The organism is Streptomyces sp. NPDC004031 (genome assembly GCF_053604375.1).
The window spans coordinates 1-24,440 of sequence record NZ_JBSGHL010000012.1; the positions used below are offsets into that span (position 1 = coordinate 1).

The following is a 24,440-nucleotide window of genomic DNA, read 5'->3' on the forward strand; positions in this document are numbered from 1 at the left end:
CGTCACCGCAGCAGCCCGCGACAGTAGCCCCAGCGTCGTGACCGCCGCCGCAGAAGACGCCGACACCCTCCTCGCTACGCTCACCCCACTCCTCGCCCCGGGCGACGTCGTCCTCATCAAGGCCAGCCGCTCAGTCGGCCTCGAACACTTCGCTCACGCCCTTCAGCGCGAAGAGTGACCCTCAAGCGCCTCGCCCCTGCCAGGTCCCCGGCGCGGAGAGCGGATGGCGGCTCGTCGCGGACCGGCAGGCGGTGAGCCGCGTCCGCAGCGGCCTTCCGTTCGCGCTGCCCGGCGGCCGGCCGTGCCGGCCTCATCTGCTACCGCGGACTCAGGACGACCCCAGGACGGCGGCAGCTGCGCCAGGATGGTCCGCGTGAGCAAAGAAACCGCAGTCGAGGCGGTGTCGCGCCTGTTCCAAGAGTTCATGACATTGCCTTTTCCTCCCGGGCCGGCCGGTGCGGACCGGGCCGGGTTCGACCTGGTGATGCTGGATGCGGACACCGCGGGCTGGGTTTCCGTCTGGGTCAAGAACGGCGGCGAGCTCGACGCGCGAGGGCGAAGCGGCCTGCTTCGCTGCGTCACGCGCCTGGACCAGGTCATGCCTGTGCTCGCCGAGGAGGACGCCCCCGAGTACTGGCGCTGCCTGCGCGAGATGGCTCGACTTGTCGCGGATTCGTAGCCGGGCGGAGGTGGATTGTGGTGGCTCGCGCGTCGTTCGCCAGGTGAGGGACGGTCACCCACCGGCGGCTGTGCCGTCGGCGGCGGGCAGGGTGGGGTACGGGGGATTGACCCCGGGATTGGTCCAGTCCTATGGTCGCGGGGCGCGGCGAGTCATGTCGGTGTCTCTTGTTCGCATGTGTGAATAAGGGATGGGCGGCGTGGCGCGCGTGATCGATCACGAAGGTTCGTCCCCCACCACCCGTTCGTGAGAGGCATCGCCATGGACCGACGCACGTTCCTGACCGGCGCGCTCGCGCTCACCGCGGCCGGAGTGCCCACCGTGGGCGTACCGGCGGCCGCGCATGCGGCGGGTGCCGCGGCTCCGGCGGCCACGCTTCCGGCGCGGCCGGACATCGTCGCGGTGCTGCGGCGCGTCGCGGACCAGTGGATCGGCGCGCATGCCGGGGGTGGTGACAACCAGTGGGCCAACTCCACCCTGATGAGCGGGCTCATGGCGCTCCACCGGCTCACCGGCGACGTCACGTATCTGAACTACGTGACGAACTGGGCCCAGGCGCACGGCTGGGGGCTCAACGGCGGCACCGGTACGCGGGACGCGGACAACCAGTGCGCGGGGCAGGCGTATCTGGATCTGTACGACCTCGCGCCCGCCGACAGCAAGATCGCGGCGATCGAGAGCTGCCTGCACACCATGACGTACGTCAACCAGGTCGGCAAGGACGACGACTGGTGGTGGGACGACGCGCTCCACATGGCCATGCCGCAGTTCGCCCGGCTCGGTGTGCTGCGCGGGGACGGCGGCTACTTCGACAAGCTGCACCGGCTCTACAACCACACCAAGAGCGCCGAGGGCGGTCCCGGCCTCTACGACGCGGTGACCGGGCTCTGGTACCGGGACAAGAACTTCCTGCCCGGTGGCATCGTCTCGCCGTCCGGGAAGCCGGTGGTGTGGTCGCGCGGCAACGGCTGGGTGGCCGGTGCGCACACCAAGGTCCTCAAGGCGCTGCCCGCCGGTCAGGCCGACGTCCCGGAATACCGGGCGACCCTCACCCGGCTGATCACCGCGGTCGCGTCCGTCCAGCGCGCCGACGGCTTCTGGAACGTCAACCTCGCCGACCCCAACCACTATCCCGGCCCCGAGACCAGCGGCACGGCCTTCTTCCTCTACGGCACCGCCTACGCCGTCGCCTCGGGCCTGGTGGACCGGACGGCCTACCTGCCGGTCGCCGCGCGCGCCTGGAACGGCCTGGTCGCCACGGCCGTCCACCCGGACGGAGTCCTCGGCTACGTCCAGAAGGTCGGCGACCGCCCCGACTCCAGCCAGCCCGTCACGTACGACAGCAGCGCCGACTTCGGCGTCGGCGGCTTCCTCCTGGGCGGCACGGAAGTGGCCGCGCTCGCCGATCCAGGAACGGCAGGCGGCGGTCCGGCCTCGGGCACGTACGCGCTGCGCGCCCGGATCAACGGCCGTTACGTGACCGCGGAGGACGGCGGCGCGTCGCCCCTGATCGCCAACCGCACGGCCGTGCAAGGGTGGGAGACCTTCACCCTGACCGCCGGTTCCGGCGGCAACGTCACGCTCCGGGCGCAGGTCAACGGCAAGTACGTCAGCGCCGACGACGCGGGCGCCTCGCCGCTCATCGCCAACCGCGCGACGGCGCAGGGCTGGGAGACCTTCCTCGTCGTCGCGAACCCCAACGGTTCGGTGAGCCTGCGCGCCCAGGCCAACGGCAAGTACGTCACCGCCGCGAACGCGGGCGCCTCCCCGCTGATCGCCGGTGCCGCGACGGTCGGGACGTGGGAGCAGTTCGACCTCGTCGCCCTGTAACGTGCCGGGCCCTGCCGCTCCACGTCCCGTGTCAGGTGTCAGGTGTCGTGGGGGCGGGCGGCCGGTTCGGGGCGGGGCCGGTCGAGTTCGGGCTCCAGGCCGTCGGCGAGCGGGGGGACGGGCCGGTGGACGTCGGACCGCCAGGCGTCGAAGGCCCAGGCCGTGGCGGCGACCACCGTGAGGCCGAGCAGCCAGCCGCCGATCACGTCGCTGCACCAGTGCACCCCGAGCGCCACGCGGGTGAAGCCCACGCCCACCACCGCCAGCGCCGACACCAGCCAGCACAGCCCGCGCGCGGCCCGGGGCACCAGCGGGAGCAGCACCAGCAGGAAGATCGCGAAGGACGTGGTGGCCGTCATCGCGTGCCCGGAGGGGAAGGAGAAGCCGGGGGCGTGTGCCACCGGGTCGGGCAGGGCGGGACGGGTCCGTTCGACGACCGCTTTCACGAGCATGCCCGTGAGCGCCCCCGCGATCGCGGTCACCGCCGACCAGGCCGCCAGCCGCCACGCCCTGCGGTGCAGGAGCCACAGGGTGAGCAGCCCCACCAGCGTGCGCAGGGTGCCGGGGGCGAGGATCCAGTTCGACACGAAGGCCATCGTGCGCGTCCACCCGTGGTGGCGGACGGCGTACTGGTGCAGCGAGTCGGCGGCCCCGGTGTCCACGCGCCGCAGCGGGCCCCAGTGCGCCTCCACCAGGACGAGCACGAGGCCGAAGAGCACCGCGGCGGCCGCGGCCCCGGCGGCCGATCCCAGCAGGTGGACGCCGTACCGGCGGTCGGCCCGGCGCGTGCGGTCGAGGGCCGGCGGGGACCCGGTGCGGGAGGCGTGCGGGGGCATGTCAAGCTCCAGGATCGGATCGGACGGGTCCCGGCCGCAGCGCCCGTACCGCTTCGAGCTGGGCCGCGAAGGACAGTCCCAGGAACAGGGCGAGCGACGTCAGGTAGGACCACAGCAGCAGGGCCATGAAGGCGCTCAGCGGTCCGTAGACGGTGTCGAAGGAGCCGCTGAGCCGCAGGTACAGGGCCAGCAGCGCGGTCAGGGCGGCCCACAGCACGATGGCGACGGCCGCCCCGAACGCGAGCCAGGTGTAGCCCGGCTGGCGCCGGCGGGGCGAGCCGCGGAAGATCACGCTCGCGGACGCCAGCGCGAGCAGGACACCCGCGGGCCAGCGTACGCAGTTCCAGACGGTCAGGGTGGTTCCGCCGCCCACGTGCCAGACGGCCACCGCGGAGGCGCCGAGGTCGTTCCCGGCCACCATGGCGATCGTCGCCAGGCCGAGCGGGGCCCCGGCCGTCACCGACATCACCAGGCCGCGGGTGTACTTCTGGCGGAATGGGCGGTCGCGCTCGATGCCGTAGATGCGGTTCGCGCCGCGTTCGATCTGGCACATCCCTGTGGTGAGGTTCACCCAGGCGAAGAGCAGGCCGAACCACAGGGCGAACTGGGCGCCTTCGCCCGCATGTTCCCGGCTGCGCGCGAGCGCGTCCTCCACGACCTGCTCGCTGGGGCCCGTGGCCAGCCGGCGGATCGTCAGCTCGGCGACCCGGCCCAGGCTCTCGCCGTGCAGCGCCGTGGACAGGCCCACGAAGGCGATGGCGAGCGGGATCACCGCCAGCACGATCTGCAGGGCCAGGGCCCGCGCGTGGCTGAAGCCGTCGGCGTAGCGGAAGCGGACGAAGGAGTCGCGCACCAGCGGCAGGCGGCCGTGGCGGCGCAGCGCGGCCATCGCCTCGTCGGCCGAGAGCTCGTCCTCGGGCATGTCGTGGGTCTGCGGGACCCGTGTCGCGGTGCCCATGTCACACCCCCTGCTGAGGGTCGGGTCCGGGGAGGAGGATGCGCAGGGCCCCCGGGACGACCCGCGCGGACAGCCGCCGTCCGGCGGCCACCGGATCCCCGTCGACCTCGCGCGGGCACGGGGCGTCCAGGACGATTTCCGCCGCGTGGCAGGGGAAGACCTCCAGCCCGCCGGGACGGGAGTGCCGGGAGGCCCCGCGCAGGATCTCCGAGGTGGCGGCGACCCAGCCGCGGATCCCCCGCGGGTCCAGGAGGACGACGTGCAGCAGACCGTCGTCGGGGCGGGCGTCGGGCGCGAGCGACGCACCGCCCTGGAGGCCGCCCACGTTGGCGATCAGGACCATGCGGACGGCGCGGCGTACCGGCTCCGCGCCGTCCAGGCGCAGCGTGATCCGGGTACGGGCGGTGCGCAGGGCGCGCAGCGAGGCCAGGGCGTAGGCGGGCCAGCCCAGCGCGGACTTGGCGCGCTCCGGCGTGCCCTCCATCAGCGCCGCGTCCAGTCCCGCACCGGCCATGACGCAGAAGTGGCCGCCGGGCGCCCCGCCGTCCCCTTCGAGGAGACCCAGGTCGACCGGGCACGGCGACCCGCCGAGCGCCGCGTCGAGCGCACGGGCGGGGTCCAGCGGAAGGCCGAGGTTGCGGGCGAGGAGGTTGCCGGTGCCGTGCGGGGCGATCGCCAGCGTCACACCCGAACCGGCCAGGGCGTCGGCGACCGTGCGGACGGTGCCGTCGCCGCCGCAGACGACGACCAGCTCCGCTCCGTCCGCCACCGCCTGCGCGGCCTGGCCGTGCCCCGGGTCGTCGGCGGTCGTGGGCACGAAGCGCGGCGCCGTCCGGCCGTGGCGCTCCAGCACCAGCCGGAGTTTGTCGCGGTCGGAGGCGGAGACGGAGACGGGGTTGACGATCACCACCGTCGGGCCGGGCGCCGGCGCGGTGGCGCTGCGGGCCTCGTCCGCGGCCTCGTCCGCCGCGTGCTTCGGGAGCGGGGCGGGCACGGCGTCGCCGGACAGCACCGAACGGCCCACGATCAGCAGGGACAGCGCCCCGTTGAGCATTCCGCCCGCGACGTCCGTCGGGTGGTGCATCCCCCGGTAGAGGCGGCAGGTGCCCACGCCGAGCGGCACCAGCAGCAGGAGGACCGCCACCGCGATCCGCCAGGGGCGGCTGAGCCTGCGGGCGCGGGTGAGCACCAGGACGGCGAGCCCGCCGTACAGGGCGGTGGCGGCGCCGGTGTGGCCCGAGGTGTAGCTCGACGTCGGGGGCGAGTCGTCGAGCCGGTGCACCTCGGGCCGCTGACGGTCCACGGCGCTGGTGATCGCGAGGAACACCAGCGCCTGCAGCGACACGCTCACCGCGAGGAAGACGGCCTCGCGCCACCGCGGCAGGACCGGCGCGAGCACCAGAACCGCGCAGACGACCAGCGTGATCGCGATGATCGTCAGGGTGTTGCCGGCCTCGGACCCCCAGGACGTCAGCGTGTCGAAGGTGCTCGTCCGGATCCGCGCGAACCCCTCGTTGACGCTGTCCTCGGAGGTGATCGGCCATATATGGCGCGCCGGGCCGGTGATCAGCAGGCCCAGCCCGATCAGCAGCGCCGCCTGGCACACCGTCAGCGTGGCGACGCGGGCGGCGGCGGCTGCCGTGCCGGTGGTCGGCAGCGGCGCACGTCCGGAGCGGGACGGCGCGGCGGGCCGGTGGTCCGGGACGCCCCGGTCGGGGAGCACGGTGGGCATGGGACCCCCTGTTCTACGGGTGGGTTGGGGACGGGGCAGGGGCGGTGGGACGGCGGGGCCCCGGTGCGCGGGGGCCTGGCGGCAGGGTCCGGCGGCTCAGAGGAAGCGGCGGATGGGCAGCACGGCGGCCTCGCGGGCGCGCTGGAGCAGGACCCGGCGGCGCCACCGGGCGGGGTCGATCGCCTCGGTCCGCAGCATGTCGCGCTCGAAGTCGGCGTCCAGCTCCGCCGTGAACTCCTCGTCCAGCACCGCGAGCATGACCTCTTCGTCGTGGTCCATCGACCGGCGGTTGAAGTTCGAGGAGCCGATCAGCGCGCCCACCCCGTCCACGGTGGCGATCTTCGTGTGGAGCATCGTCGGCTGGTACTCCAGGATCTCCACGCCCGCGTCGAGCAGCGACGCGTACAGGTGCTGCCCGGCGAGCCGGCAGGCGCGCTGGTCGGTGTGCGGGCCGGGCAGCATGATCTGCACCTGGACACCGCGCCGGGCGGTGGCGCACAGCAGGTCCGCGAAGTAGTCGTCGGGGGCGAAGTACGCGGTGGCGAGGCGGAAGCGCTCCTCGGCCGAGGTGATGACGACGCGCAGCAGCGTCTGCATGTCCTGCCATCCGACGCTCGCGGAGCCGCGGACCACCTGCACCACCGCTTTCCCCGGCTGCTCGTGCGGGACGAAGCGGTCGCGGTCGTCGAAGAGTTCGGTGTGGCACTCGGCCCAGTTCTGCGCGAACGCGGCACAGATTCCGTCGACGGCGGGGCCGCGGACCTCCACGTGGGTGTCGCGCCACTCGCCGGGGCCGCGGGCGTCACCGCACCACTCCTGCGCGATGCCCACCCCGCCGGTGAACGCCCGGCACTCGTCGACGATCAGCGCCTTGCGGTGGCAGCGGTGGTTCTGCTTGAACGGCGAGAGCCACAACGGCTTGCGGAACCACGCCACATGCACGCCGGCCGCGTGCATCGCGTCGAGGAGGGCCGGCTCGATCTGCTTGGCGCCGAAACCGTCGAGCAGCACCCGCACCCGCACACCGGCCGCGGCCCGTTCGGCGAGGGCGTGCGCGAAGTCGCGGGCGATCTGGCCGCGCCAGTACACGAAGGTCATCATGTCGATGGTGTGCCGGGCGCCCCGCACCGCCGAGAGGAGGGCGGGGAAGATCTCGTCGCCGTTGCGCAGCGGGCGCAGCGCGTTGCCCTCGGTCGCGGCGACGCCTATGAGACGCTCCAGCCGCCTCCGCAGCCGCTGGGCGCGGGCATCCCGGTCGAGAGCCGGCGGCGGCCCGGCGTCCGGACCGGTGTGCGGCGCGCGGAACTCCGCAATGGTCATCTGAACCTCCCATGGCACGGCGACCGTCGACCGTCTCGGCTCGACGGCACCCACTCGCCGTCTGCCCCGCCTTCGCCGGATGAGGCCTGCTGACCAGCAGGACGGGTCTGACGAGGCCGTGGCCGCGCAGGGAGGACCCGGCCGCCGCTCGGGCGGGCGGCACGGCAGGGGGGGCGGGGGCTCAGCCCACGACGAAGGGCAGGCGGGCCGCCGTAGTGCCCAGTTCGGCACGCTGCGCGCCGCTCGGGGAGCGGCGGCCGGTGCCGACCAGCAGGACGTCGGCGTCGGACCAGGCGGCGGGGAAGCGCGTGTCCGCGAGCTGCTCCAGCATCGCGCGGGACCTGGCCAGGGCCGCGGGCGGCGGGCCGGGGACCGCGGGGAGGTGGGCGGTCAGGTCGAGGTGGTGCAGGGTCCACTCCAGGACGTACGCGCCCAGGTAGTCGGCGGCGGTCAGGACCTGTCCCCGCGTGCCGACCCGGGCCGCGGGGTCGGCGAGGCGCGCGGCGCGTCCGGCGGCGGAGCCGACGTCGTCGAGGTGGAAGGCGAGCAGCGCGGGATCCTGGTAGGCGGCGGCGAGACGGACCGTCAGCGCGTCGAGCGGGTCCTCGCCCGTCGGCGCGGTGGCCGACGCCTCCCAGTACGTGATCGCGTCGCGCGTCGGCTCGGCGGTCTCGGGGGTCGCCAGCGTGATCAGCACGTCCTGCGCGTCGATGACCAGATGGCACACCAGATCGCGGACCAGCCAGCCGGCACAGCCCGAGGGCGCCCCGAAGTCCTCCGCCGCGAGGCCGGCGACGGCCGCGCGCAGAGCGGCCCACGACTGCGTGAAGAGGTCCATGGCCGCAACCTAGCAAGGCGTGAGGGGGCCGCGGCTCGTCCGCGGGTCCGGAATCCGCTCGCCGGACCGTCCGGCAGGCGGGGGGCCTGGCGAGGCGCGACGGGGCCGTGGCTCGTTCGCGGGTCCGGGCATCCGCCCGGCGCAGGGCTCGCGTGCGCCGGACCGTCCGGCAGGCGGGCGGCCTGGCGAGGCGCGAGGGGGCCGTGGCTCGTCCGCGGGTCCGGCGCGGGGGACGCGCGGGCCTTCGCCGACGCGGTCCTGACGGCGCGTCCATCGGCCCGGTCCGGACGCTCGGGGCGCCGCTCAGATCCCGGGGGAGCCGGGGCCGGGCGGCCGTTCCGTGAGGCGGAAGCGCAGCCGGCAGATCACCGCGTCGGTGTCGCGCCGCACGGCGTGGGCGAGGACGGCGCCGCGCTGGTTCTGCAGCAGCCGCTGCCAGGCGTGGCGCGGTTCGGTCTCCGCGATGAGGACGGTGACGCGGACACCTGGCCGCCCCGCGGCGAGGGTGCGTACGTACGCGGTCACCGGACGGCCCAGGTCGCGGTGCGGCGAGGGCAGTTCGACGAGCGGGACGCCGGGTGCCCACAGCTCCCAGTCGCGGCGCAGCGCCGCCGTGCGCTCCGCGTCCTCGGGGTGCGTGACGGTGACGGCGCGCACGTCGTCGCCCAGCGCCCCGGCGGCCGACAGCGCCTCGCTGGTCAGCCGGGAGAGCGTGGCCACGGGCACGACGACGAGCGAGCGTTCGCGGTGTGGGGGTTCGGGGACGCGCCCGAGTCCGAGGGCGGCGCCCGTCCGGGCGTACGAGCGGTGCACGCCCTCGAACGCGGCCACCAGCAGCGGCACGGCCACCACGACCAGCCAGGCACCCTCGGTGAACTTGCTCGCCGTCACCACGACGGCCGCCACGCCGGTGAGAACGGCGCCGGTCCCGTTGAGCAGGGCCTTGCGGCGCCACCCGGGCACGGTGTCGCGCACCGAGCGCCAGTGCCTGACCATGCCGGCCTGGCAGATGGTGAACCCGATGAAGACGCCGATCGCGAACAGCGGGACGAGCCGGTTGGTGTCGCCGCCGGACGCCACCAGCAGCGCCGCCGAGACGAGCGCGAGCGCCAGCACGCCGTAGCGGTGCACCTGCCGGTCGGCCTTGAGCGCGAAGACGTGGGGGAGGTAGTTGTCCCTGGCCAGCAGGCTCATCAGGACGGGCAGGCCGGCGAAGGAGGTGTTCGCGGCCAGGCCCAGCAGCACCATGGTGGCGAACTGCACGACGTAGAAGGCCCAGTTGTGGCCGAGCGACGCGTCGGCGAGCTGCGCGAGCACCGTGGTGCCCTCCACCGGCTGGAGGTGGAAGCGGCCGATGAGCACCGCGAGGCCGACGAGCATCACGCCGAGCAGGGCGCCGAGCGCGGTCTCGGTGCGCTGGGCGCGGCGCACGGCGGGCCGCCGGAAGGACGGCACCGCGTTGGCGACCGCCTCCACGCCGGTCAGCGCCGAGCAGCCGGCCGCGAAGGCCCGGAGCAGCAGCAGGGCTCCCACGGTGGTGGCGCCGGACGCGACGACGGACGCATGACCGTGCGCCGCGGCCGTGCTGACCGGCCCGTCGCGGAAGAGCCCGGCCACGACGACGGTCAGGATCGACGCCACGAAGACGGCGGTCGGCACGAGGAACGCCCGCGCGGAGTCCACGACGCCGCGCAGGTTCACGGCGGTGACCAGCGCCAGCACGGCCGTGCACAGCAGCACCCGGTCGCCGTAGAGGGAGGGGAAGGCCGAGGTCAGCGCGGCGACCCCGGCGGTGACGGAGACGGCGACGTTCAGGACGTAGTCCAGCACCAGCGAGGCCGCCGTGACGAGCGCGGTACGGCGGCCGAGGTGGCGCCCCGCGACCGCGTAGGAGCCGCCGCCGTCGGGGAAGGCCTCGACGACCTGGCGGTAGGACGCCACCAGGAAGGCCAGCAGCGCGGCGATCGACAAGGTGACCGGGAGGGTGAAGCCGAGCCCGTGCGCACCGGCGGCCGCGAGCACCAGCACGATCGACTCGGGCCCGTACGCGACGGACGCCATCGCGTCCAGCGAGAGCGCGGCCAGCCCCTGCACGGCGGTGAGCCGATGCCGCTCCTCCCCGGGGTCCACGGGCAGGCCGCCGCCTCTGTGAGGGTCCCGGGCGGTGGTCGGTACGGACATGTGCGGCTCCTGGAACGGCGGCGGATCCCCTCAGCGTGCGGGCCGGACGGCACGCGGGGCGGCACTCCGTACGCCCTCCTGGCGCGGGAGGGGGAGGTCTTCACGGAACCTTGACGGCGGGGGGGCTGCGGGTCTGGTGGGGCGCGGCGGGCCGCGGCCGGGCTCGGCGGGGGCTCGGCGGGGTGGGGTACCGGGCGCCCGGCCGCGCGGAGGGGGTGCGGACGGTGCTGCGAGCGCGGGGGCGACGCGGGTCCGGCGGGCCGGGTGGACGGGAGGCAGCGGGTCCGCGCGGTCTCTCCACCCGGGGGTGGAGGTGCGATTTCAACCCGGGGCTTGATCCGCTGACCTGCGTGTTTCCGTAGATTCGAAGACACCGGCAGACCGCCGGTGATTCCCGCGTCGCGCTGATGGAGGTGCCCCTCATGTCCGGCTGGCTCAACGCTCTGGTGATCGTCGCGGTCCTCGGCCTGGTGATCGCCCGCCAGGTCCGCCCGCGCCGGATCTCCGCCCGCGGGCGGTGGTGGCTGATCCCGGGGATCCTGCTGGTGCTGGCGATACGGGACGGCGGGCTGGTCGACCCGGCCCACCGCGACCTGTCGGTCCTGCTGCTCTGCGCCGAGCTGCTGGTGGGGGCGGGCATAGGCCTGGCCTGGGCGCGGACGAGCCGGGTGTGGACGGGGCGCGACGGCGCGGTCTGGACGCAGGGAACGCGGGCGAGCATCACCGTGTGGGTGGTCGGCATAGCCGCGCGCGTCGCGCTCTACGCCGCCGGGGCCGCGGCCGGGGTGCGCGAGGAGACGGGTTCGGTCCTCCTCGCGGTGGGCCTCACGCTGCTGATACGTGCCGCGCTGCTCGTGCGGCGGGCCAGGGGCGTGGAGCCGTCGTACCGTACGGTCGCATGAGCATGTGGACGTCCTGGCCGTCGAAGGAGGCCCTGGACCGTTCGGGCAGGTCGGCGAGCCGACGGGGGATCGGCCGCGGGGTCAGGGCGGTCCTGCTCGCGGTCGCGGTGTGGGCGACGGCCACCAGGACGCACCTGTCCGGCTGGCAGATCGCGCTGGCCCTGGCCGGAATCGCCGCCGCGAGCGCGGTCGTGTGGATCTTCTTCCGGATCACCCTGCGACGGCTGCTGTGGCCCTCGGCGGCGCTCATGGCGCTGCTGATCGCTGCGGCGGCCGGCTGCCAGGCGCTGGGCGCGCCGGTCGCGGCGGGGGTGCTGGTGTGCGGGGTCGCGATGCTCTCCCTCCAGCGGCTGCCGCTCGCGGCGGCGGCGCCGCTGGCCGGGGCGGCGCTGGTCGACTTCGTTCTGATCGGCGGCTCCGACGGCCGGCCGGCGGCGCTGCTCACGGTGCTGGGCCTGTGCCTGCTGGGCTACACCGCCCGGCTGGACGCCGAGGCGCGCGGCAAGACGCAGCGGCTGCTCGCGCAGGAGCGGGCGGCGCGCAGGGCGGAGGCCGAGACGGCGGCGCTCGCCGAACGGGCCAGGATCGCGCGGGAGATCCACGACGTGCTCGCGCACAGCCTGTCGGCCCAGACGGTCCACCTGGAGGCGACGCGGCTGCTCATCGAGCGGGGCGCGGAGCGTGACGTGGTGCTGGAACGGGTCGTGGCGGCACGCCGGATGGCGCGGGAGGGCCTGGCGGAGACACGGCAGGCGCTGTCGGCGCTGCGGGGCGACATGTCGCCGGTGGAGGACTTCCTGCGCGAGCTGGTGTCGTCCGCAGGAGCACGGCTGGAGGTGACGGGGGAGTCGCGCGGGCTCCCGGCGGAGGCCGGGCTCGCCGTGCGGCGGGTGGCACAGGAGGCGATGACCAACGTCCGCAAGCACGCGCCGGGCGCGCGGGTCGAGCTGCGGCTGGAGTACCGCCCGGCGGAGGTGGAGCTGGAGTTCAGGGACTTCGGCGCCCGGGTGCCTGTGGACAACTCTCTGGGGGCCTCCGGATCCGGCTACGGTCTTGTGGGGATGCGGGAGCGCGCCGAACTGCTGGGCGGCGCGCTGGACGCGGGACCGGCGGAGGAGGGTTTCGTGGTGCGGTTGCGGGTGCCCGTATGACGCGGGTGGTGGTCGCGGACGACCAGACGATCGTGCGCGAGGGGATCGTGACGCTGCTGGGGCTGCTGCCCGGGATCGAGGTGGTGGGCGCCGCGTCGGACGGCGAGGAGGCCGTCCGGCTGGCCGCGGAACTGGAGCCGGACGTGGTGCTGATGGATCTGCGGATGCCGCGGTGCGACGGGGTGGAGGCGACCCGGCGGATCCGGGCCGGGCGTCCGGCGACACAGGTGGTGGTGCTCACCACCTACGCCGACGACGACTCGCTCTTCCCGGCGCTGCGGGCCGGGGCGCGCGGATATCTGACGAAGGACGCGGGCGGCGACGAGATCGCCCGGGTGATCACGGATGTCACCGCGGGCGGGGCGGGGCTGTCGCCGGCCCTCCAGGGGCGGGTGCTGGAGATGCTGGCGGGGCGGGACGAAGTGGGAGGGGTGACGCGACACGACGAGGGGAAGGAATTGCCGGATGGGTTGACGGTCCGGGAGGCGGAGGTGCTGGCACTCGTGGCGGAGGGGCTGTCCAACTCCGAGATCGCGGCAAGACTGCAGGTCAGCATGGCTACGGTGAAGACGCACATCAACAACTTGTTCGCCAAGACCGGGGTGCGGGACCGGGCTCAGGCCGTGGGGTACGCCTACCGGAAGGGCATCACCTGATGGGGTGAGCGATTCGTGATTGTCGGTCGGGATCTTCCCGCTCTGTCCAATATGGGGCACACGGTTCATCTGGCCGTGGAACGAGGAGAGTTCGGTGGACAAGCACGACGGCGGCGACCCTTTGGCGCTGCGGGTGGACGACCCATGGCGGGACGCCGGAGAGGAAGAACTCTGGTTGCCCGGTCAGTCCCAGCCCGCCGCGCCACCTGAGGAGAGGGCGCCGGCTGCCGCGGGGGTGACGGGGGACCGGGGGGCGGTCTACGAGGAGGTGCAGTTGAGTGCCGCGTTCCGGGAAGTGCGGCAGCGGTACAGGGGGTTCGCCTTTCCGGCGGCGACGGGGTTCGTCGCCTGGTATCTGCTCTACGTCGTGATGGCCACCACGGCGCCGGGGCTGATGGGCCACCGGGTCGCCGGGCAGGTCAATGTGGCGATGGTCGCGGGGCTGGCGCAGTTCGCCACGACGTTCCTGCTGACCTGGGGATACACCCGGCACGCGCGGCTGCGCAGGGACCGGGCGGCACTCGACCTGCGCTGGACGCTGGCGACCAGGACCGGGCAGGAGCGCGTGCGGTGAAGGACCAACGGATGACAGCGGTGGCGTACCTGGCCGATTCGGCGGGCGAGCACCAGGGTCTGGCCGTGGTGCTGTTCACGGTGTTCGTCTCGGTGACACTGGCGATCACCGCGTGGGCGGGGCGGCAGCGCAGCTCGTCGGTGGAGTTCTTCGCCGGCGGCCGGATGTTCAGCCCGATGGAGAACGGCTTCGCGATCTCCGGCGACTACATGTCGGCGGCGTCCTTCCTCGGCATCTCGGGGCTCATCGCGCTCTACGGCTACGACGGCCTGCTGTACTCGGTCGGCTTCCTGGTCGCCTGGCTCGTGGTGCTCATGCTGGTCGCGGAGCTGGTGCGCAACTGCGGGCGCTACACGCTGGCGGACGTGCTGTCGGCCCGGATGAAGCAGCGTCCGGTGCGGATCGCGGCGGGCACCTCGTCGGTCGTGGTGTCGGTGCTGTACCTGGTGGCGCAGATGGTCGGCGCCGGCAGCCTGGTCGGGCTGCTGCTCGGCGGGGAGAGCACCGCGGCGCGGACCTGGGCGGTGATCGGCTGCGGCGCGCTCATGGTCTTCTACGTGACGTTCGGCGGGATGCGGGCCACCACCTGGATCCAGATCGTCAAGACCGTGCTGCTCATGAGCGGCACGGTGCTGCTCACCGTGATGGTGCTGTGGCGCTTCCACGGAAACGTGGACGACCTGCTGCGGTCGGCGGTCGGCGGCAGCGGGCAGGGGCACGCGTTCCTGGCCCCGGGACTGAAGTACGGCGGGAGCTGGACCTCCCGGCTGGACTTCGTCAGCCTCGGCCTTGCGCTGGTGCTGGGCACGGCGGGCCTGCCGCATATCCTGTCGCGCTTCTACACGGTGCCCACGGCCCGTTCGGCGCGGCAGTCGGTGGTGTGGGCCATCGGGCTCATCGGGGCGTTCTACCTGATGACGATCGTGCTGGGCTTCGGCGCCGCGGCCGTCGTCGGGTCGGACACCGTGCGCTCGTCCAACGCGGCGGGCAACACCGCGGTGCCGCTGCTCGCCGAGGCGCTCGGCGGCGGCGCGGGGACGACCGGCGGGACGGTGCTGTTCGCCATCGTCGGCGCGGTGGCCTTCGCGACCATCCTGGCCGTGGTCGCCGGTATCACCCTGGCCTCCTCGGCGTCGGTCGCGCACGACCTCTACACCGCGCTGCGCCGTCCCGTGGCCCGGCACGGGCGGCGGGATCCGGGCGAGGCCATGGAGGAGGACGAGGTGCGGGTCGCGCGGTTCGCCGCCGTCGGCATCGGCGCGGCGGCCATCGCGCTGAGCCTGCTCGCCCAGGACCAGAACATCGCCTTCCTGGTGGGCCTGGCCTTCGCGGTGGCCGCGTCGGCGAACCTGCCGGCGCTGCTCTTCTCGCTGTTCTGGTCGCGCTTCACCACCCGCGGTTCGGTGTGGGCGATCTACGGCGGGCTGGTGCCGGCGCTGCTGCTGGTGGTGCTGTCGCCCGTGGTGTCGGGCCGGCCGGACGCGCTCTTCCCCGGGGTCGACTTCCATGTCTTCCCGCTGGAGAACCCCGGGCTGATCTCGATCCCGCTCGGCTTCCTCGCGGGGTGGCTCGGCACGGTGCTGTCGCCGGAGCCCGCCGACCCGAAGCGGTTCGCCGAGACCGAGGTCAGGTCGCTCACCGGCGCCGGAGCGGTCTAGCCGGTCCGTCCGGCGGGCCCGGCCGGCGCGTTCAGCGGCCGGGCGCCGCCCAGGCGTAGCGGTGCTCGGGCCGTCCGGTGTCGCCGTAGCGGAGGGTGAGGCTCAGCCGGCCCGCCTGCTCCAGGTGCTTGAGATAGCGCTGGGCGGTGGATCTGCTGAGCCCCGCCCGTTCCGCCACCTCGTGCGCCGACAGCGGGTGCGGCGCCTCCCGCAGCACCCGGCGGATGAGGTCGGCGGTGGGCGCGGAGTGGCCCTTGGGCAGGTCGGCGGGCGCGGCAGCGGCGGTGCGCAGCGCGCCGAAGATCCGGTCGACCTGCTCCTGCCCGGCCTCACCGCGTCCGCCGCCGCCCGCGACGCCGTCCAGCGCCCGGCGCAGCGCCGCGTAGCCGTCGAGCTTGGCGCGCAGTCCGGCGAAGCCGAAGGGCTTGACGAGGTACTGCAGCGCTCCCAGCCGCAGCGCGGCCTGCACGGTCGCGACGTCCCGGGCCGCCGTCACCATGATGACGTCGGCGTGGTGGCCCTGCTGGCGCATCCGGCGCACCAGCGTCAGTCCGGGTTCGTCCGGCAGGTAGTGGTCCAGCAGCACCAGGTCGATGCGGCCGCGCTCCAGTGCCGCGAGCGCCTGCGCCGCGGTGTGCGCCCGCCCGGCGACCCGGAAGCCGGGCACCTTGGCGACGTAGGCGGCGTTGATCTCGGCCACCCGGAAGTCGTCGTCCACGACCAGCACCTCGATCATCGGTCCCCTCCTCCGGCCGCCGGGACGAGTACCCGGTGCTGCCCGGCGGCGTCCTGCCGCGGCGCCAGGTCCCCCGCCATCAGCGCCTCGGGCAGGACCACGGTGAACAGCGCCCCGCCCCCGGCCCTGGCGGTCACCCGCGCGGTGCCGCCGTAGCGCTCCGCGAGCCGCCGTACGAGTGCCAGGCCGAGGCCCCGTCCGCGGTGCGCGGGCGGCTCCTTCGTCGTCCAGCCCTCCTCGAAGATCCGCCCGCGCAGCTCCGGCGGCACCCCTGGCCCGTCGTCGCCCACCCGCAGCAGCACCGTGGACCGCTCGGCCCGCAGCTCCACCTCCACCTCGCCCGCCGCGGCGTCCAGCGCGTTGTCGACCAGGTTGCCCAGCACGGTCACCACGTCGCGCGGGTCCACCACCTGGTCCGGCAGCAGTGTGTCCGGCGCGATCCGCAAGGTCACCCCGCGCTCCGCCGCGATCGCCGACTTCCCCACCAGCAGCGCGGCGACCAGCGGGTTCCGCACCCGTTCGGCGACCTCCTCCGCGGAGGTCCGGTGGGCGTCGGCCACCTCGGCGAGGAAGTCCACGGCGGCCTCGTGCAGTCCGAGTTCGAGCAGGCCCAGCAGCGTGTGCAGCCGGTTGGCGTGTTCGTGGTCCTGTGCCCGCAGCGCGTCGAGCAGCCCGTGGGTGGAGTCCAGCTCGCGGCCGAGCAGTTCCAGTTCGGTGCGGTCCCGCAGGGTGACGACGGCGCCGCCGCCTTCGGTCGGCATCCGGTTGGCGACCAGCACCCGCCCGTCGCTGACCGTCAGCAGGTCGGTGCCCTCGGCCCGTCCCGCCAGCACGTCGGTGGTCCGTCCCGGCGGCAGCACCGCCTCCAGCGGGCGGCCGGTGTCCTGCGCGCCGAGCCCGAGCAGCCGCTGCGCCTCGTCGTTGAGAAGGCGGATCCTGCCGTGCGGGTCGAGCGCGACGACGCCTTCGCGGATGCCGTGCAGCATCGCCTCCCGCTCGTCCAGCAGCGCCGAGATGTCCGCGAAGGCCAGTCCGTGCGTGGCGCGCTGGAGCCGCCGCGCCGCCCAGAGCGCGGCGAGCACGCCCACCGCGAGCGCCGCTCCGGCGTAGCGCAGCAGCGGTACGACGGCCAGCAGCCGGGCGCGCATGCCGGTGTAGTCGAAGCCGACGGACACCGCTCCGACGATCCGCCCGTGCGCGTCCCGCAGCGGCACCTTGCCGCGTGCGGTGCGGCCCAGGGTGCCGCTGTCGATCTGCATGATGTCGTGTCCGCCGAGCGCGACGCTCGGGTCGGTCGAGACGTGTTCGCCGATCCGGGACCGGTCGGTGTGCGACCAGCGGGTGCCGTGCACGTCCATGACCACGATGTAGCTGGCGCCGGTGGCCAGCCGGATGCGTTCGGCCTCCGCCTGCACGGGGCCCTGCGGGGTCGGCCGGGAGGTCAGCAGCGCCTGGGCCACTTGCGGCTCGGCCGCGACCGTCTGCGCGATGGCCAGTGCCCGGCGCATCGACTGCTGGTCCAGCTGCCGGCTGAGCGGTGCCAGGAACAGCCCGACCGCCAGGGCCGTCACCCCCGCGGTGATCAGCACCTGCATCAGCAGCACCTGCGCCGAGACGCGGCGCGGCCACCCGATGCGCATCGTCGCCTCCTCCGGCCGCGCGTCCCGTTTCCGTCCCTGACGGCAGCGGGGCGCACCTGCGGCTCCGGCGCCCGTGCCGTCCACGCAACGTAAACGCTGGGCGCGCCGAAAGGCAGGGTCCGTCACGCTTTCGTTGTCCTGACGTGGGCTAAACGAGCACAAGCCCAGCTTGCGGGCACAAGGCGGGCTTGCGCTCACAAGCCTGTGCGGGCCCGGCGGGCGCTCGTAGCGTCCACCGCCATGACCCACGACACGAGTCCCGCCATCGAGCTGCGGGGGGCGGGAAAGGCGTTCCGGACACCGTCCGGCGCGCTGCACACCGCTGTGAGAGATCTGGACCTGACGGTCGGGCGCGGTGAGTTCGTCGCCGTCGTCGGCCCCACCGGCTGCGGCAAGTCCACCACGCTGACGCTGGTCAGCGGCCTGGAGGAGCCCTCGGAAGGCGAGGTGCTGGTGGGCGGGGAGCCGGTGCGCGGCATCGGCACCGAGGTCGGCTTCGTCTTCCAGCAGGACGCCGTCTTCCCGTGGCGCACCGTGCTGTCCAACGTCATGGCGGGGCCGCGTTTTCGCGGTGTGCCCCGGGCGGAGGCCAGGGAGCGGGCCCGGGACTGGCTTTCCCGGGTGGGGCTCGCGGCCTTCGAGGACCGCTACCCGCACCAGCTGTCGGGCGGCCAGCGCAAGCGCGTCGCGCTCGCCGCGACCTTCGTCAACGACCCGTCGATCCTGCTGATGGACGAGCCCTTCTCGGCGCTCGACGTGCAGACCAGGGCCCTGATGTCGGACCAGCTGCTGGAGCTGTGGGCCGGTACGGGCGCCTCGGTGGTCTTCGTCACGCACGACCTGGAGGAGTCGATCGCGCTCGCCGACAAGGTCGTGGTCATGACCGCGGGCCCGGCCACCGTGAAGGAGGTCTTCACGATCGACCTGCCCCGGCCCCGCAAGGTCGAGGAGGTCCGTCTCGAACCGCGCTTCGTCGAGATCTACCGCGAGATCTGGTCCTCGCTCGGCGAGGAAGTCCGCATCACCAGGGAGAGGGGTGCCACCGGTGCCGAAGCCGCCGAAAACGCTGCGTGACCCCGTGGACGCGAGCCCTGAGCGGGCCGCGCCCGGCAGGCCGGAGACGGTGAAGGCCGCGGCTTCCGGGTCCGCGGCCGACCGCAGGGCGGCGCGGGCCCGCGCCGCCCGCAACCGCACGCTGCTGGTGTACGGCTGCCGGCTGCTGGTGCTCGCCGCCGTCCTCGGCCTGTGGGAGTGGTTCGCCCGCACCGGGGTCATCGACCCCTTCAACTTCTCCATGCCCAGCAAGATCTGGGACCAGATCCGGCAGTGGGCGCTGCACGGCACCGCGCAGGGCAGCCTCGCCGAGCAGATCTGGGCGACCCTGTCCGAGGCGCTGTTCGGCTGGCTCATCGGCGTCGTCGCCGGTGTGCTGCTGGGCATCGCGCTGGGCCGGGTGCGTTTCCTCGCCGACGTCTTCGGCCCCTACGTCAAGGTGCTCAACGCCCTGCCGCGTATCGTGCTGGCCCCGATCTTCCTGATCTGGTTCGGCCTCGGACCGGCCTCCAAGGTGGCCTCCGCGGTGGTGCTGGTCTTCTTCCCGGTCTTCTTCAACGCCTTCCAGGGCGCCCGCGAGGTCGACCGCAACCTGGTCGCCAACGCCCGGATCCTCGGGGCGAGCAACCGGCGGGTCACCTTCCAGGTGGTCATCCCCTCGGCCACCTCGTGGATCTTCACCAGCCTCCACGTCAGCTTCGGCTTCGCGCTGATCGGCGCGATCGTCGGCGAGTACATCGGCGCCACCAAGGGCCTGGGCCTGATGGTCTCCACCGCGCAGGGCACCTTCAACGCCGCCGGTGTCTACGCGGCGATGGTCATCCTCGCCGTCGTCGCCCTCGTCGCCGAGGGCCTGCTCACCTTCCTGGAGAAGCGGCTCTTCCGCTGGAAGCCCGCGGACGCGGGCACCGGCCGCTGACGTACCGCCTCCTTCCACCGCCCCACCACCTCACAAGGACGTGACCCCCATGCGCACCCGCAGAACCCTCCCCGCGCTCGCCGTCACCGCGGCCCTCGCCCTGACCACGCTGACCGCCTGCGCCGACGACTCCTCCGGCAAGGCCGGTTCCTCCGGCGGCTCCGGCGGCGGCGGAACCAAGGTCAAGATCATGGTCGGCGGTCTGGACAAGGTCATCTACATGCCGGCGATGCTGTCCCAGCAGCTCGGCTACTTCCGTGCGGAGGGCCTGGACGTGACCCTCATGACCGAGCCCGCCGGTGTCGACGCGACCACCGCGCTGGTGTCCGGTGACGTCCAGGGCGCAGTCGGCTTCTACGACCACACGCTGGACCTCCAGACGAAGAAGAAGTACGTGGAGTCGGTGGTGCAGTTCGCCCAGGCGCCCGGCGAGGTGGAGGTCGTGTCGGACAAGGCCGCCGCCGACATCACCTCCGCCAAGGACTTCAAGGGCAAGAAGCTCGGCGTCACGGGCCTCGGCTCCTCCACCGACTTCCTCACCAAGTACCTGGCCGTCAGCAACGGCGTCCAGGTCAGCGACTTCACGCCAGTCGCGGCCGGCGCCGGACAGACGTTCATCGCCGCCATGCAGCAGGGCGCGATCCAGGGCGGTATGACGACCGACCCGACCGTCGCGCAGATCCTGGACAAGGGCATCGGCAAGGTGCTCTACGACATGCGCACCCCGGAGGGCTCGCGGCAGGCGCTCGGCGGCCTCTACCCGTCCTCCAGCCTCTACATGAACACCGACTGGGTCAACGGCCACAAGGACACCGTCCAGAAGCTGGCCAACGCCTTCGTCAAGACCCTGGGCTGGATGTCCACCCACACGCCCGAGGAGATCGCCGCCAAGATGCCCGCGGACTACGCGCAGGGCGGCGCGCAGCTCTACGCGGCCTCGATCAAGGCGACGCTGCCGATGTTCACCACCGACGGGGTCATGCCGCCCGACGGCCCGGCGACCGTGGAGCGCGTGCTGAAGGCCTTCAACCCCAACCTGAAGAACGCCACGGTGGACCTGGCGAAGACCTACACCACGGAGTTCGTCACGAAGGCCCGCTGACGGCCGCCACCCGGTCCGCGGTGAAGGCGGCAGGGGTGCCGAGCGCGCCGCCGCAGCTCTCCGGGCGCGGCGGCTGCCCGGCCGTCCGGGAGACGCCGACGTCCCAGGCCCGGCCGTCGGTGTGCGCCACCCGCACCGTCCAGCCGTCGGGGCCGTGCGGGGCGGTGCCGGACACCGTCAGCGCGTCCTCCCGGTCCTCGCCGGTCAGGGCGCGTACGGCGAGGTCGGCTGCCTGCCCGGGGCGGTCCCAGAAGGAGCGGCCGCGGCAGCCGTCGAGGGTGATCCGCCCGGCGTGCGCCGCCGTCAGCACCTCCTTGGCGAGCCGCGCGTCGACCCGCCCGTACGCGTAGCCGTAGGGCAGCACCAGCACGGTGGGGGAGAAGCGGTGGCCGCCCAGGTGGGTGGCCTCCCAGATACCGGGGCCCTCGGCCGCGGCCAGCGCGGTGACGAGCGGGCGGCCCTGCACCGCGCAGCAGCGGTCGCGCCTGCCGTTGGTGCACACCAGCGCCAGCGGCGGACCGGTGTACGCCTCGCCGAAGCCCCCGTGCGTACCCGCGCCCAGCGCGGTGAGGTCCAGCGCCGTCAGCTCCGCGGGATCCGCGACGGAGCCGGTGCGCACCCATGAGCCGCCCGGCGCGGTGTGCGCGACGAACACCTGGTGCGCGGCCGGGGTGTGCCGGTCGGCGTGCCGCCCGGGGCGGCGGATCAGGGCGACGCGCACGCCCGTGCCGTCGGCGAGGTGTTCCAGCTCGCGGCCCACGGCGGGGTCGAGCCGGCTGGACGTGAGGGCCTTGTCCCCCCACGGGCCCGGCTGCTCGACCAGCAGCCAGGTGGTCGCGACGGCCGCGGTCGCCGCGACGGACTCACCCAGCTCCGCCGACGCGGACGTGCACGTAACTGTCACCGGGGGAGCCTAACCCGCAGCTCCGCGGCAACGTCGCGGAGCCCCCGCCCCCGCGGAGGACGGGCCCGGCGCCGGGCCCGTCCGCCTCACACCGGTCCGGCCACCACCGTCACCGGCTTGGCCAGCGGCACGCCCGAGCCGTCCCGGCGCGGGTCCTTCGGCGGCAGCTCGGCCGGTGCGCCCGCCGCGGTGGCGGCGCGGGCCGGGGTGGGGCCCGCCCAGGCCAGCAGCAGTCCGTCCTCGCCCCGCAGGAAGCGCTGGCAGCGCACCCCGCCCGTCGCCCGGCCCTTGCGCGGGAACTGCTCGAAGGGCGTGAGCTTCGCGGTGCCCTCGCCCGCGCCGTCCAGCGTGCCCTCGGAGCGGGCCACGGTGAGGACCACCGCGTCGACCGCCGGGTCCACCGCGGTGAAGGAGATCACCTTGGCGCCCTCCGCGAGCTTGATGCCCGCCATGCCGCCGGCCGGCCGGCCCTGCGGGCGCACCTGGCCCGCGGGGTAGCGCAGCAGCTGGGCGTCGTCGGTGATGAAGACCAGGTCCTCCTCGCCGGTGCGCAGCTCGACCGCGCCGACCACCGTGTCCCCGTCCTTGAGGCCGATGACCTCCAGGTCGTCCTTGTTGGCCGGGTAGTCCGGCACGACGCGCTTGACCACGCCCTGTTCCGTGCCGAGCGCGAGGCCCGGCGACGACTCGTCCAGCGTGGTCAGGCACAGCACCCGCTCGTCGTCCTCCAGCGAGACGAACTCGGCGAGCGGCGCGCCCCCGGCCAGCGTCAGCGGCCCGGTGGACTCCGGCAGCACCGGCAGGTCGATGACCGTCAGCCGCAGCAGCCGGCCGTGCGTGGTCACCGCCCCGATGTCGGCGCGGGCGGTGGTGGGCACCGCGGAGACGATCACGTCGTGCTTGGCGCGCTTGCCGCCGCCCCCGTCCCCGGACGCGTCGGCCGTGGTGCGGGCCAGCAGTCCGGTGGAGGACAGCAGCACCCGGCACGGGTCGTCGGCGACCTCCAGCGGCACCGCGGCGACGGGTGCGCCGCCGGACTCCAGCAGCAGCGTGCGGCGCTCGGTGCCGTACTGCTTGGCCACCGCCGCCAGCTCGGCGGACACCAGCTTGCGCAGCTCCGCGTCGGAATCCAGGATCCGCGTCAGCTCGGCGATCTCCGCGTTCAGCCGGTCGCGTTCGGCCTCCAGCTCGATCCGGTCGAAGCGGGTCAGCCGGCGCAGCGGGGTGTCCAGGATGTACTGCGTCTGGATCTCCGACAGGCCGAAGCGCTCCATCAGGCGCTCCTTGGCCTGCGCGGCGTTCTCGCTGGCCCGGATGATCGCGATGACCTCGTCGATGTCGACGAGCGCCACCAGCAGGCCGTCCACCAGGTGCAGCCGGTCGCGGCGCTTGGTGCGGCGGAACTCGCTGCGGCGGCGCACCACCTCGAAGCGGTGGTCGACGTAGACCTGGAGCAGCTCGCGCAGGCCCAGGGTGAGCGGCTGGCCGTCGACGAGCGCCACGTTGTTGATGCCGAAGGAGTCCTCCATCGGCGTGAGCTTGTAGAGCTGCTCCAGCACGGCCTCGGGGTTGAAGCCGTTCTTGATCTCGATGACCAGCCGCAGGCCGTGCTCGCGGTCGGTGAGGTCCTTGACGTCGGCGATGCCCTGGAGCTTCTTCGCGCCGACCATGTCCTTGATCTTGGCGATGACCTTCTCGGGGCCGACGTTGAAGGGCAGTTCGGTGACGACCAGGCCCTTGCGGCGCGCCGTGACGTCCTCGACGGTGACCGTCGCCCGGATCCGGAAGGTGCCGCGGCCGGTCTCGTACGCGTCGCGGATCCCGTCCAGGCCGATGATCCGGCCGCCAGTCGGCAGGTCGGGGCCCGGGACGTGGCGCATCAGCGCGTCCAGGTCGGCGTTGGGGTAGCGGATCAGGTGCCGGGCCGCGGCGACGATCTCGCCGAGGTTGTGCGGCGGCATGTTGGTGGCCATGCCGACCGCGATCCCGGACGAGCCGTTGACCAGCAGGTTCGGATACGCGGCCGGCAGGACCGCGGGCTCCTGCTCCTGGCCGTCGTAGTTGGGCGAGAAGTCGACGGTGTCCTCGTCGATCGACTCGACCATCAGCTGCGCCGGGCCGGACATCCGGGCCTCGGTGTAGCGCATGGCGGCCGGCATGTCGTCCAGCGAGCCGAAGTTGCCGTGCCCGTCGACCAGCGGGAGGCGCTGCGAGAAGGGCTGCGCCATCCGCACCATCGCGTCGTAGATGGACGCGTCACCGTGCGGGTGCAGCTTGCCCATCACCTCGCCGACGACCCGGGCGCACTTGACGAAGCCGCGTTCGGGGCGCAGGCCCATCTCGTTCATCTGGTAGACGATGCGGCGGTGCACCGGCTTCATGCCGTCCCGGGCGTCGGGCAGGGCGCGCGCGTAGATGACCGAGTAGGCGTATTCGAGATACGACGCCTGCATCTCGTCCACGACGTCGATGTCGAGGATCCGCTCCTCGAAACCGTCGTCCGGCGGCGGGGTCTTCGTCGTGCGGCGGGCCATCTCGGCGGCGCTCCTTCGTCTGGTTCCTGCTGCACCGGTGGTTCTGCTGCACCGGACATCTGTTCGGCTGGACCGGGTGAACTGACGCGGACCATTGTGGACCGCGCCGCCGACAACGCCGACCACGGCCCGGCACGAGCGCGTCCGCGACCGGGAACTTCACCGCCCGCGCACTCGCTTGCCTAGAGTGGCAGCACTCTACGCAGTCAGCGGACAGACGCACGCGACCGGAAGGAC

Annotated in this window: 20 protein-coding genes; 10 read left to right on the top strand and 10 right to left on the bottom strand. The window is 73.7% G+C overall.

Annotated features, from left to right (window positions below):
• Nucleotides 1-373 precede the first annotated feature (373 nt).
• Both ACWERV_RS09970 and ACWERV_RS09975 read left to right on the top strand, forming a co-directional pair.
• Nucleotides 374-679: a hypothetical protein gene (locus ACWERV_RS09970; RefSeq protein ID WP_452930986.1), complete on the top strand. Its 306-nt coding sequence runs from the start codon at nucleotides 374-376 to the stop codon at nucleotides 677-679.
• Between the two features lie 261 nt (nucleotides 680-940).
• Nucleotides 941-2,509: a glycoside hydrolase family 88 protein gene (locus ACWERV_RS09975; RefSeq protein WP_452930989.1), complete on the top strand. Its 1,569-nt coding sequence runs from the start codon at nucleotides 941-943 to the stop codon at nucleotides 2,507-2,509.
• Between the two features lie 38 nt (nucleotides 2,510-2,547).
• Here ACWERV_RS09975 and ACWERV_RS09980 read toward each other — a convergent pair whose 3' ends face one another.
• From ACWERV_RS09980 to ACWERV_RS10005, 6 genes are all read right to left on the bottom strand, one after another.
• Nucleotides 2,548-3,345: a phosphatase PAP2 family protein gene (locus ACWERV_RS09980; RefSeq protein ID WP_452930992.1), complete on the bottom strand. Its 798-nt coding sequence runs from the start codon at nucleotides 3,343-3,345 to the stop codon at nucleotides 2,548-2,550.
• 1 nt (nucleotide 3,346) lies between these two features.
• Complete coding sequence (locus ACWERV_RS09985; protein WP_452930995.1) at nucleotides 3,347-4,303, bottom strand: YihY/virulence factor BrkB family protein; 957 nt, start codon at nucleotides 4,301-4,303, stop codon at nucleotides 3,347-3,349.
• A 1-nt stretch (nucleotide 4,304) separates the two neighbouring features.
• Nucleotides 4,305-6,035 (bottom strand): diacylglycerol kinase family protein, encoded by a 1,731-nt coding sequence (locus ACWERV_RS09990; RefSeq protein WP_452930998.1) that lies wholly within the window; start codon nucleotides 6,033-6,035, stop codon nucleotides 4,305-4,307.
• Between the two features lie 96 nt (nucleotides 6,036-6,131).
• A complete protein-coding gene (locus tag ACWERV_RS09995; protein ID WP_452931000.1) occupies nucleotides 6,132-7,355 on the bottom strand; it encodes a phospholipase D-like domain-containing protein in 1,224 nt (407 codons plus the stop codon).
• Nucleotides 7,356-7,536: 181 nt separating this feature from the next.
• Entirely contained in the window at nucleotides 7,537-8,193 is a 657-nt protein-coding gene (locus ACWERV_RS10000) for a maleylpyruvate isomerase N-terminal domain-containing protein (RefSeq protein WP_452931003.1), read from the bottom strand.
• Nucleotides 8,194-8,496: 303 nt separating this feature from the next.
• The gene (locus ACWERV_RS10005; RefSeq protein ID WP_452931005.1) at nucleotides 8,497-10,374 is read right to left on the bottom strand and encodes an APC family permease; all 1,878 of its coding nucleotides are present in this window, start codon (nucleotides 10,372-10,374) and stop codon (nucleotides 8,497-8,499) included.
• A 422-nt stretch (nucleotides 10,375-10,796) separates the two neighbouring features.
• Here ACWERV_RS10005 and ACWERV_RS10010 point away from each other — a divergent pair, with 422 nt between their 5' ends.
• The 5 genes from ACWERV_RS10010 to ACWERV_RS10030 all read left to right on the top strand — a co-directional run bounded on the left by ACWERV_RS10010 (nucleotide 10,797) and on the right by ACWERV_RS10030 (nucleotide 15,315).
• Nucleotides 10,797-11,276 (top strand): DUF1453 domain-containing protein, encoded by a 480-nt coding sequence (locus ACWERV_RS10010; RefSeq protein WP_452931008.1) that lies wholly within the window; start codon nucleotides 10,797-10,799, stop codon nucleotides 11,274-11,276.
• The gene (locus ACWERV_RS10015; RefSeq protein WP_452931010.1) at nucleotides 11,273-12,427 is read left to right on the top strand and encodes a sensor histidine kinase; all 1,155 of its coding nucleotides are present in this window, start codon (nucleotides 11,273-11,275) and stop codon (nucleotides 12,425-12,427) included. Before ACWERV_RS10010 ends, ACWERV_RS10015 begins: the two co-directional genes overlap by 4 nt.
• Complete coding sequence (locus ACWERV_RS10020; protein WP_452931013.1) at nucleotides 12,424-13,083, top strand: response regulator; 660 nt, start codon at nucleotides 12,424-12,426, stop codon at nucleotides 13,081-13,083. The genes ACWERV_RS10015 and ACWERV_RS10020 overlap by 4 nt, the downstream gene beginning before the upstream one ends.
• Nucleotides 13,084-13,177: 94 nt before the next feature.
• Nucleotides 13,178-13,657, top strand: a complete 480-nt coding sequence (locus ACWERV_RS10025; protein ID WP_398177895.1) for a DUF485 domain-containing protein — start codon at nucleotides 13,178-13,180, stop codon at nucleotides 13,655-13,657.
• A gap of 11 nt (nucleotides 13,658-13,668) precedes the next feature.
• Nucleotides 13,669-15,315 (top strand): solute symporter family protein, encoded by a 1,647-nt coding sequence (locus ACWERV_RS10030; RefSeq protein WP_452931016.1) that lies wholly within the window; start codon nucleotides 13,669-13,671, stop codon nucleotides 15,313-15,315.
• Nucleotides 15,316-15,346: 31 nt separating this feature from the next.
• Here ACWERV_RS10030 and ACWERV_RS10035 read toward each other — a convergent pair whose 3' ends face one another.
• Together ACWERV_RS10035 and ACWERV_RS10040 are read right to left on the bottom strand one after the other, a co-directional pair.
• Nucleotides 15,347-16,051 carry a response regulator gene (locus tag ACWERV_RS10035; RefSeq protein WP_452931019.1) on the bottom strand — a complete coding sequence of 235 codons (705 nt, stop codon included), beginning with the start codon at nucleotides 16,049-16,051 and terminating at the stop codon, nucleotides 15,347-15,349.
• Complete coding sequence (locus ACWERV_RS10040; RefSeq protein WP_452931022.1) at nucleotides 16,048-17,691, bottom strand: sensor histidine kinase; 1,644 nt, start codon at nucleotides 17,689-17,691, stop codon at nucleotides 16,048-16,050. Before ACWERV_RS10040 ends, ACWERV_RS10035 begins: the two co-directional genes overlap by 4 nt.
• A gap of 240 nt (nucleotides 17,692-17,931) precedes the next feature.
• On the opposite strand from ACWERV_RS10040, the gene ACWERV_RS10045 reads away from it, so the two are divergent.
• Genes ACWERV_RS10045 through ACWERV_RS10055 form a run of 3 tightly spaced genes read left to right on the top strand, consistent with a single transcriptional unit; the run spans nucleotide 17,932 to nucleotide 20,765 of the window.
• Complete coding sequence (locus ACWERV_RS10045; protein ID WP_398177907.1) at nucleotides 17,932-18,765, top strand: ABC transporter ATP-binding protein; 834 nt, start codon at nucleotides 17,932-17,934, stop codon at nucleotides 18,763-18,765.
• A 4-nt stretch (nucleotides 18,766-18,769) separates the two neighbouring features.
• Nucleotides 18,770-19,663, top strand: coding sequence for an ABC transporter permease (locus ACWERV_RS10050; RefSeq protein WP_398179263.1), 894 nt, complete (start codon nucleotides 18,770-18,772; stop codon nucleotides 19,661-19,663).
• 49 nt (nucleotides 19,664-19,712) lie between these two features.
• The gene (locus ACWERV_RS10055) at nucleotides 19,713-20,765 is read left to right on the top strand and encodes an ABC transporter substrate-binding protein (RefSeq protein WP_452931026.1); all 1,053 of its coding nucleotides are present in this window, start codon (nucleotides 19,713-19,715) and stop codon (nucleotides 20,763-20,765) included.
• Here the strand turns inward: ACWERV_RS10055 and ACWERV_RS10060 are convergent.
• Together ACWERV_RS10060 and ACWERV_RS10065 are read right to left on the bottom strand one after the other, a co-directional pair.
• Nucleotides 20,749-21,669: a sucrase ferredoxin gene (locus ACWERV_RS10060; protein ID WP_452931028.1), complete on the bottom strand. Its 921-nt coding sequence runs from the start codon at nucleotides 21,667-21,669 to the stop codon at nucleotides 20,749-20,751. The two genes, ACWERV_RS10055 and ACWERV_RS10060, sit on opposite strands and share 17 nt — an antisense overlap.
• Before the next feature lie 86 nt (nucleotides 21,670-21,755).
• Nucleotides 21,756-24,203, bottom strand: coding sequence for a DNA gyrase/topoisomerase IV subunit A (locus ACWERV_RS10065; protein WP_452931032.1), 2,448 nt, complete (start codon nucleotides 24,201-24,203; stop codon nucleotides 21,756-21,758).
• Between the last annotated feature and the right edge of the window lie 237 nt (nucleotides 24,204-24,440).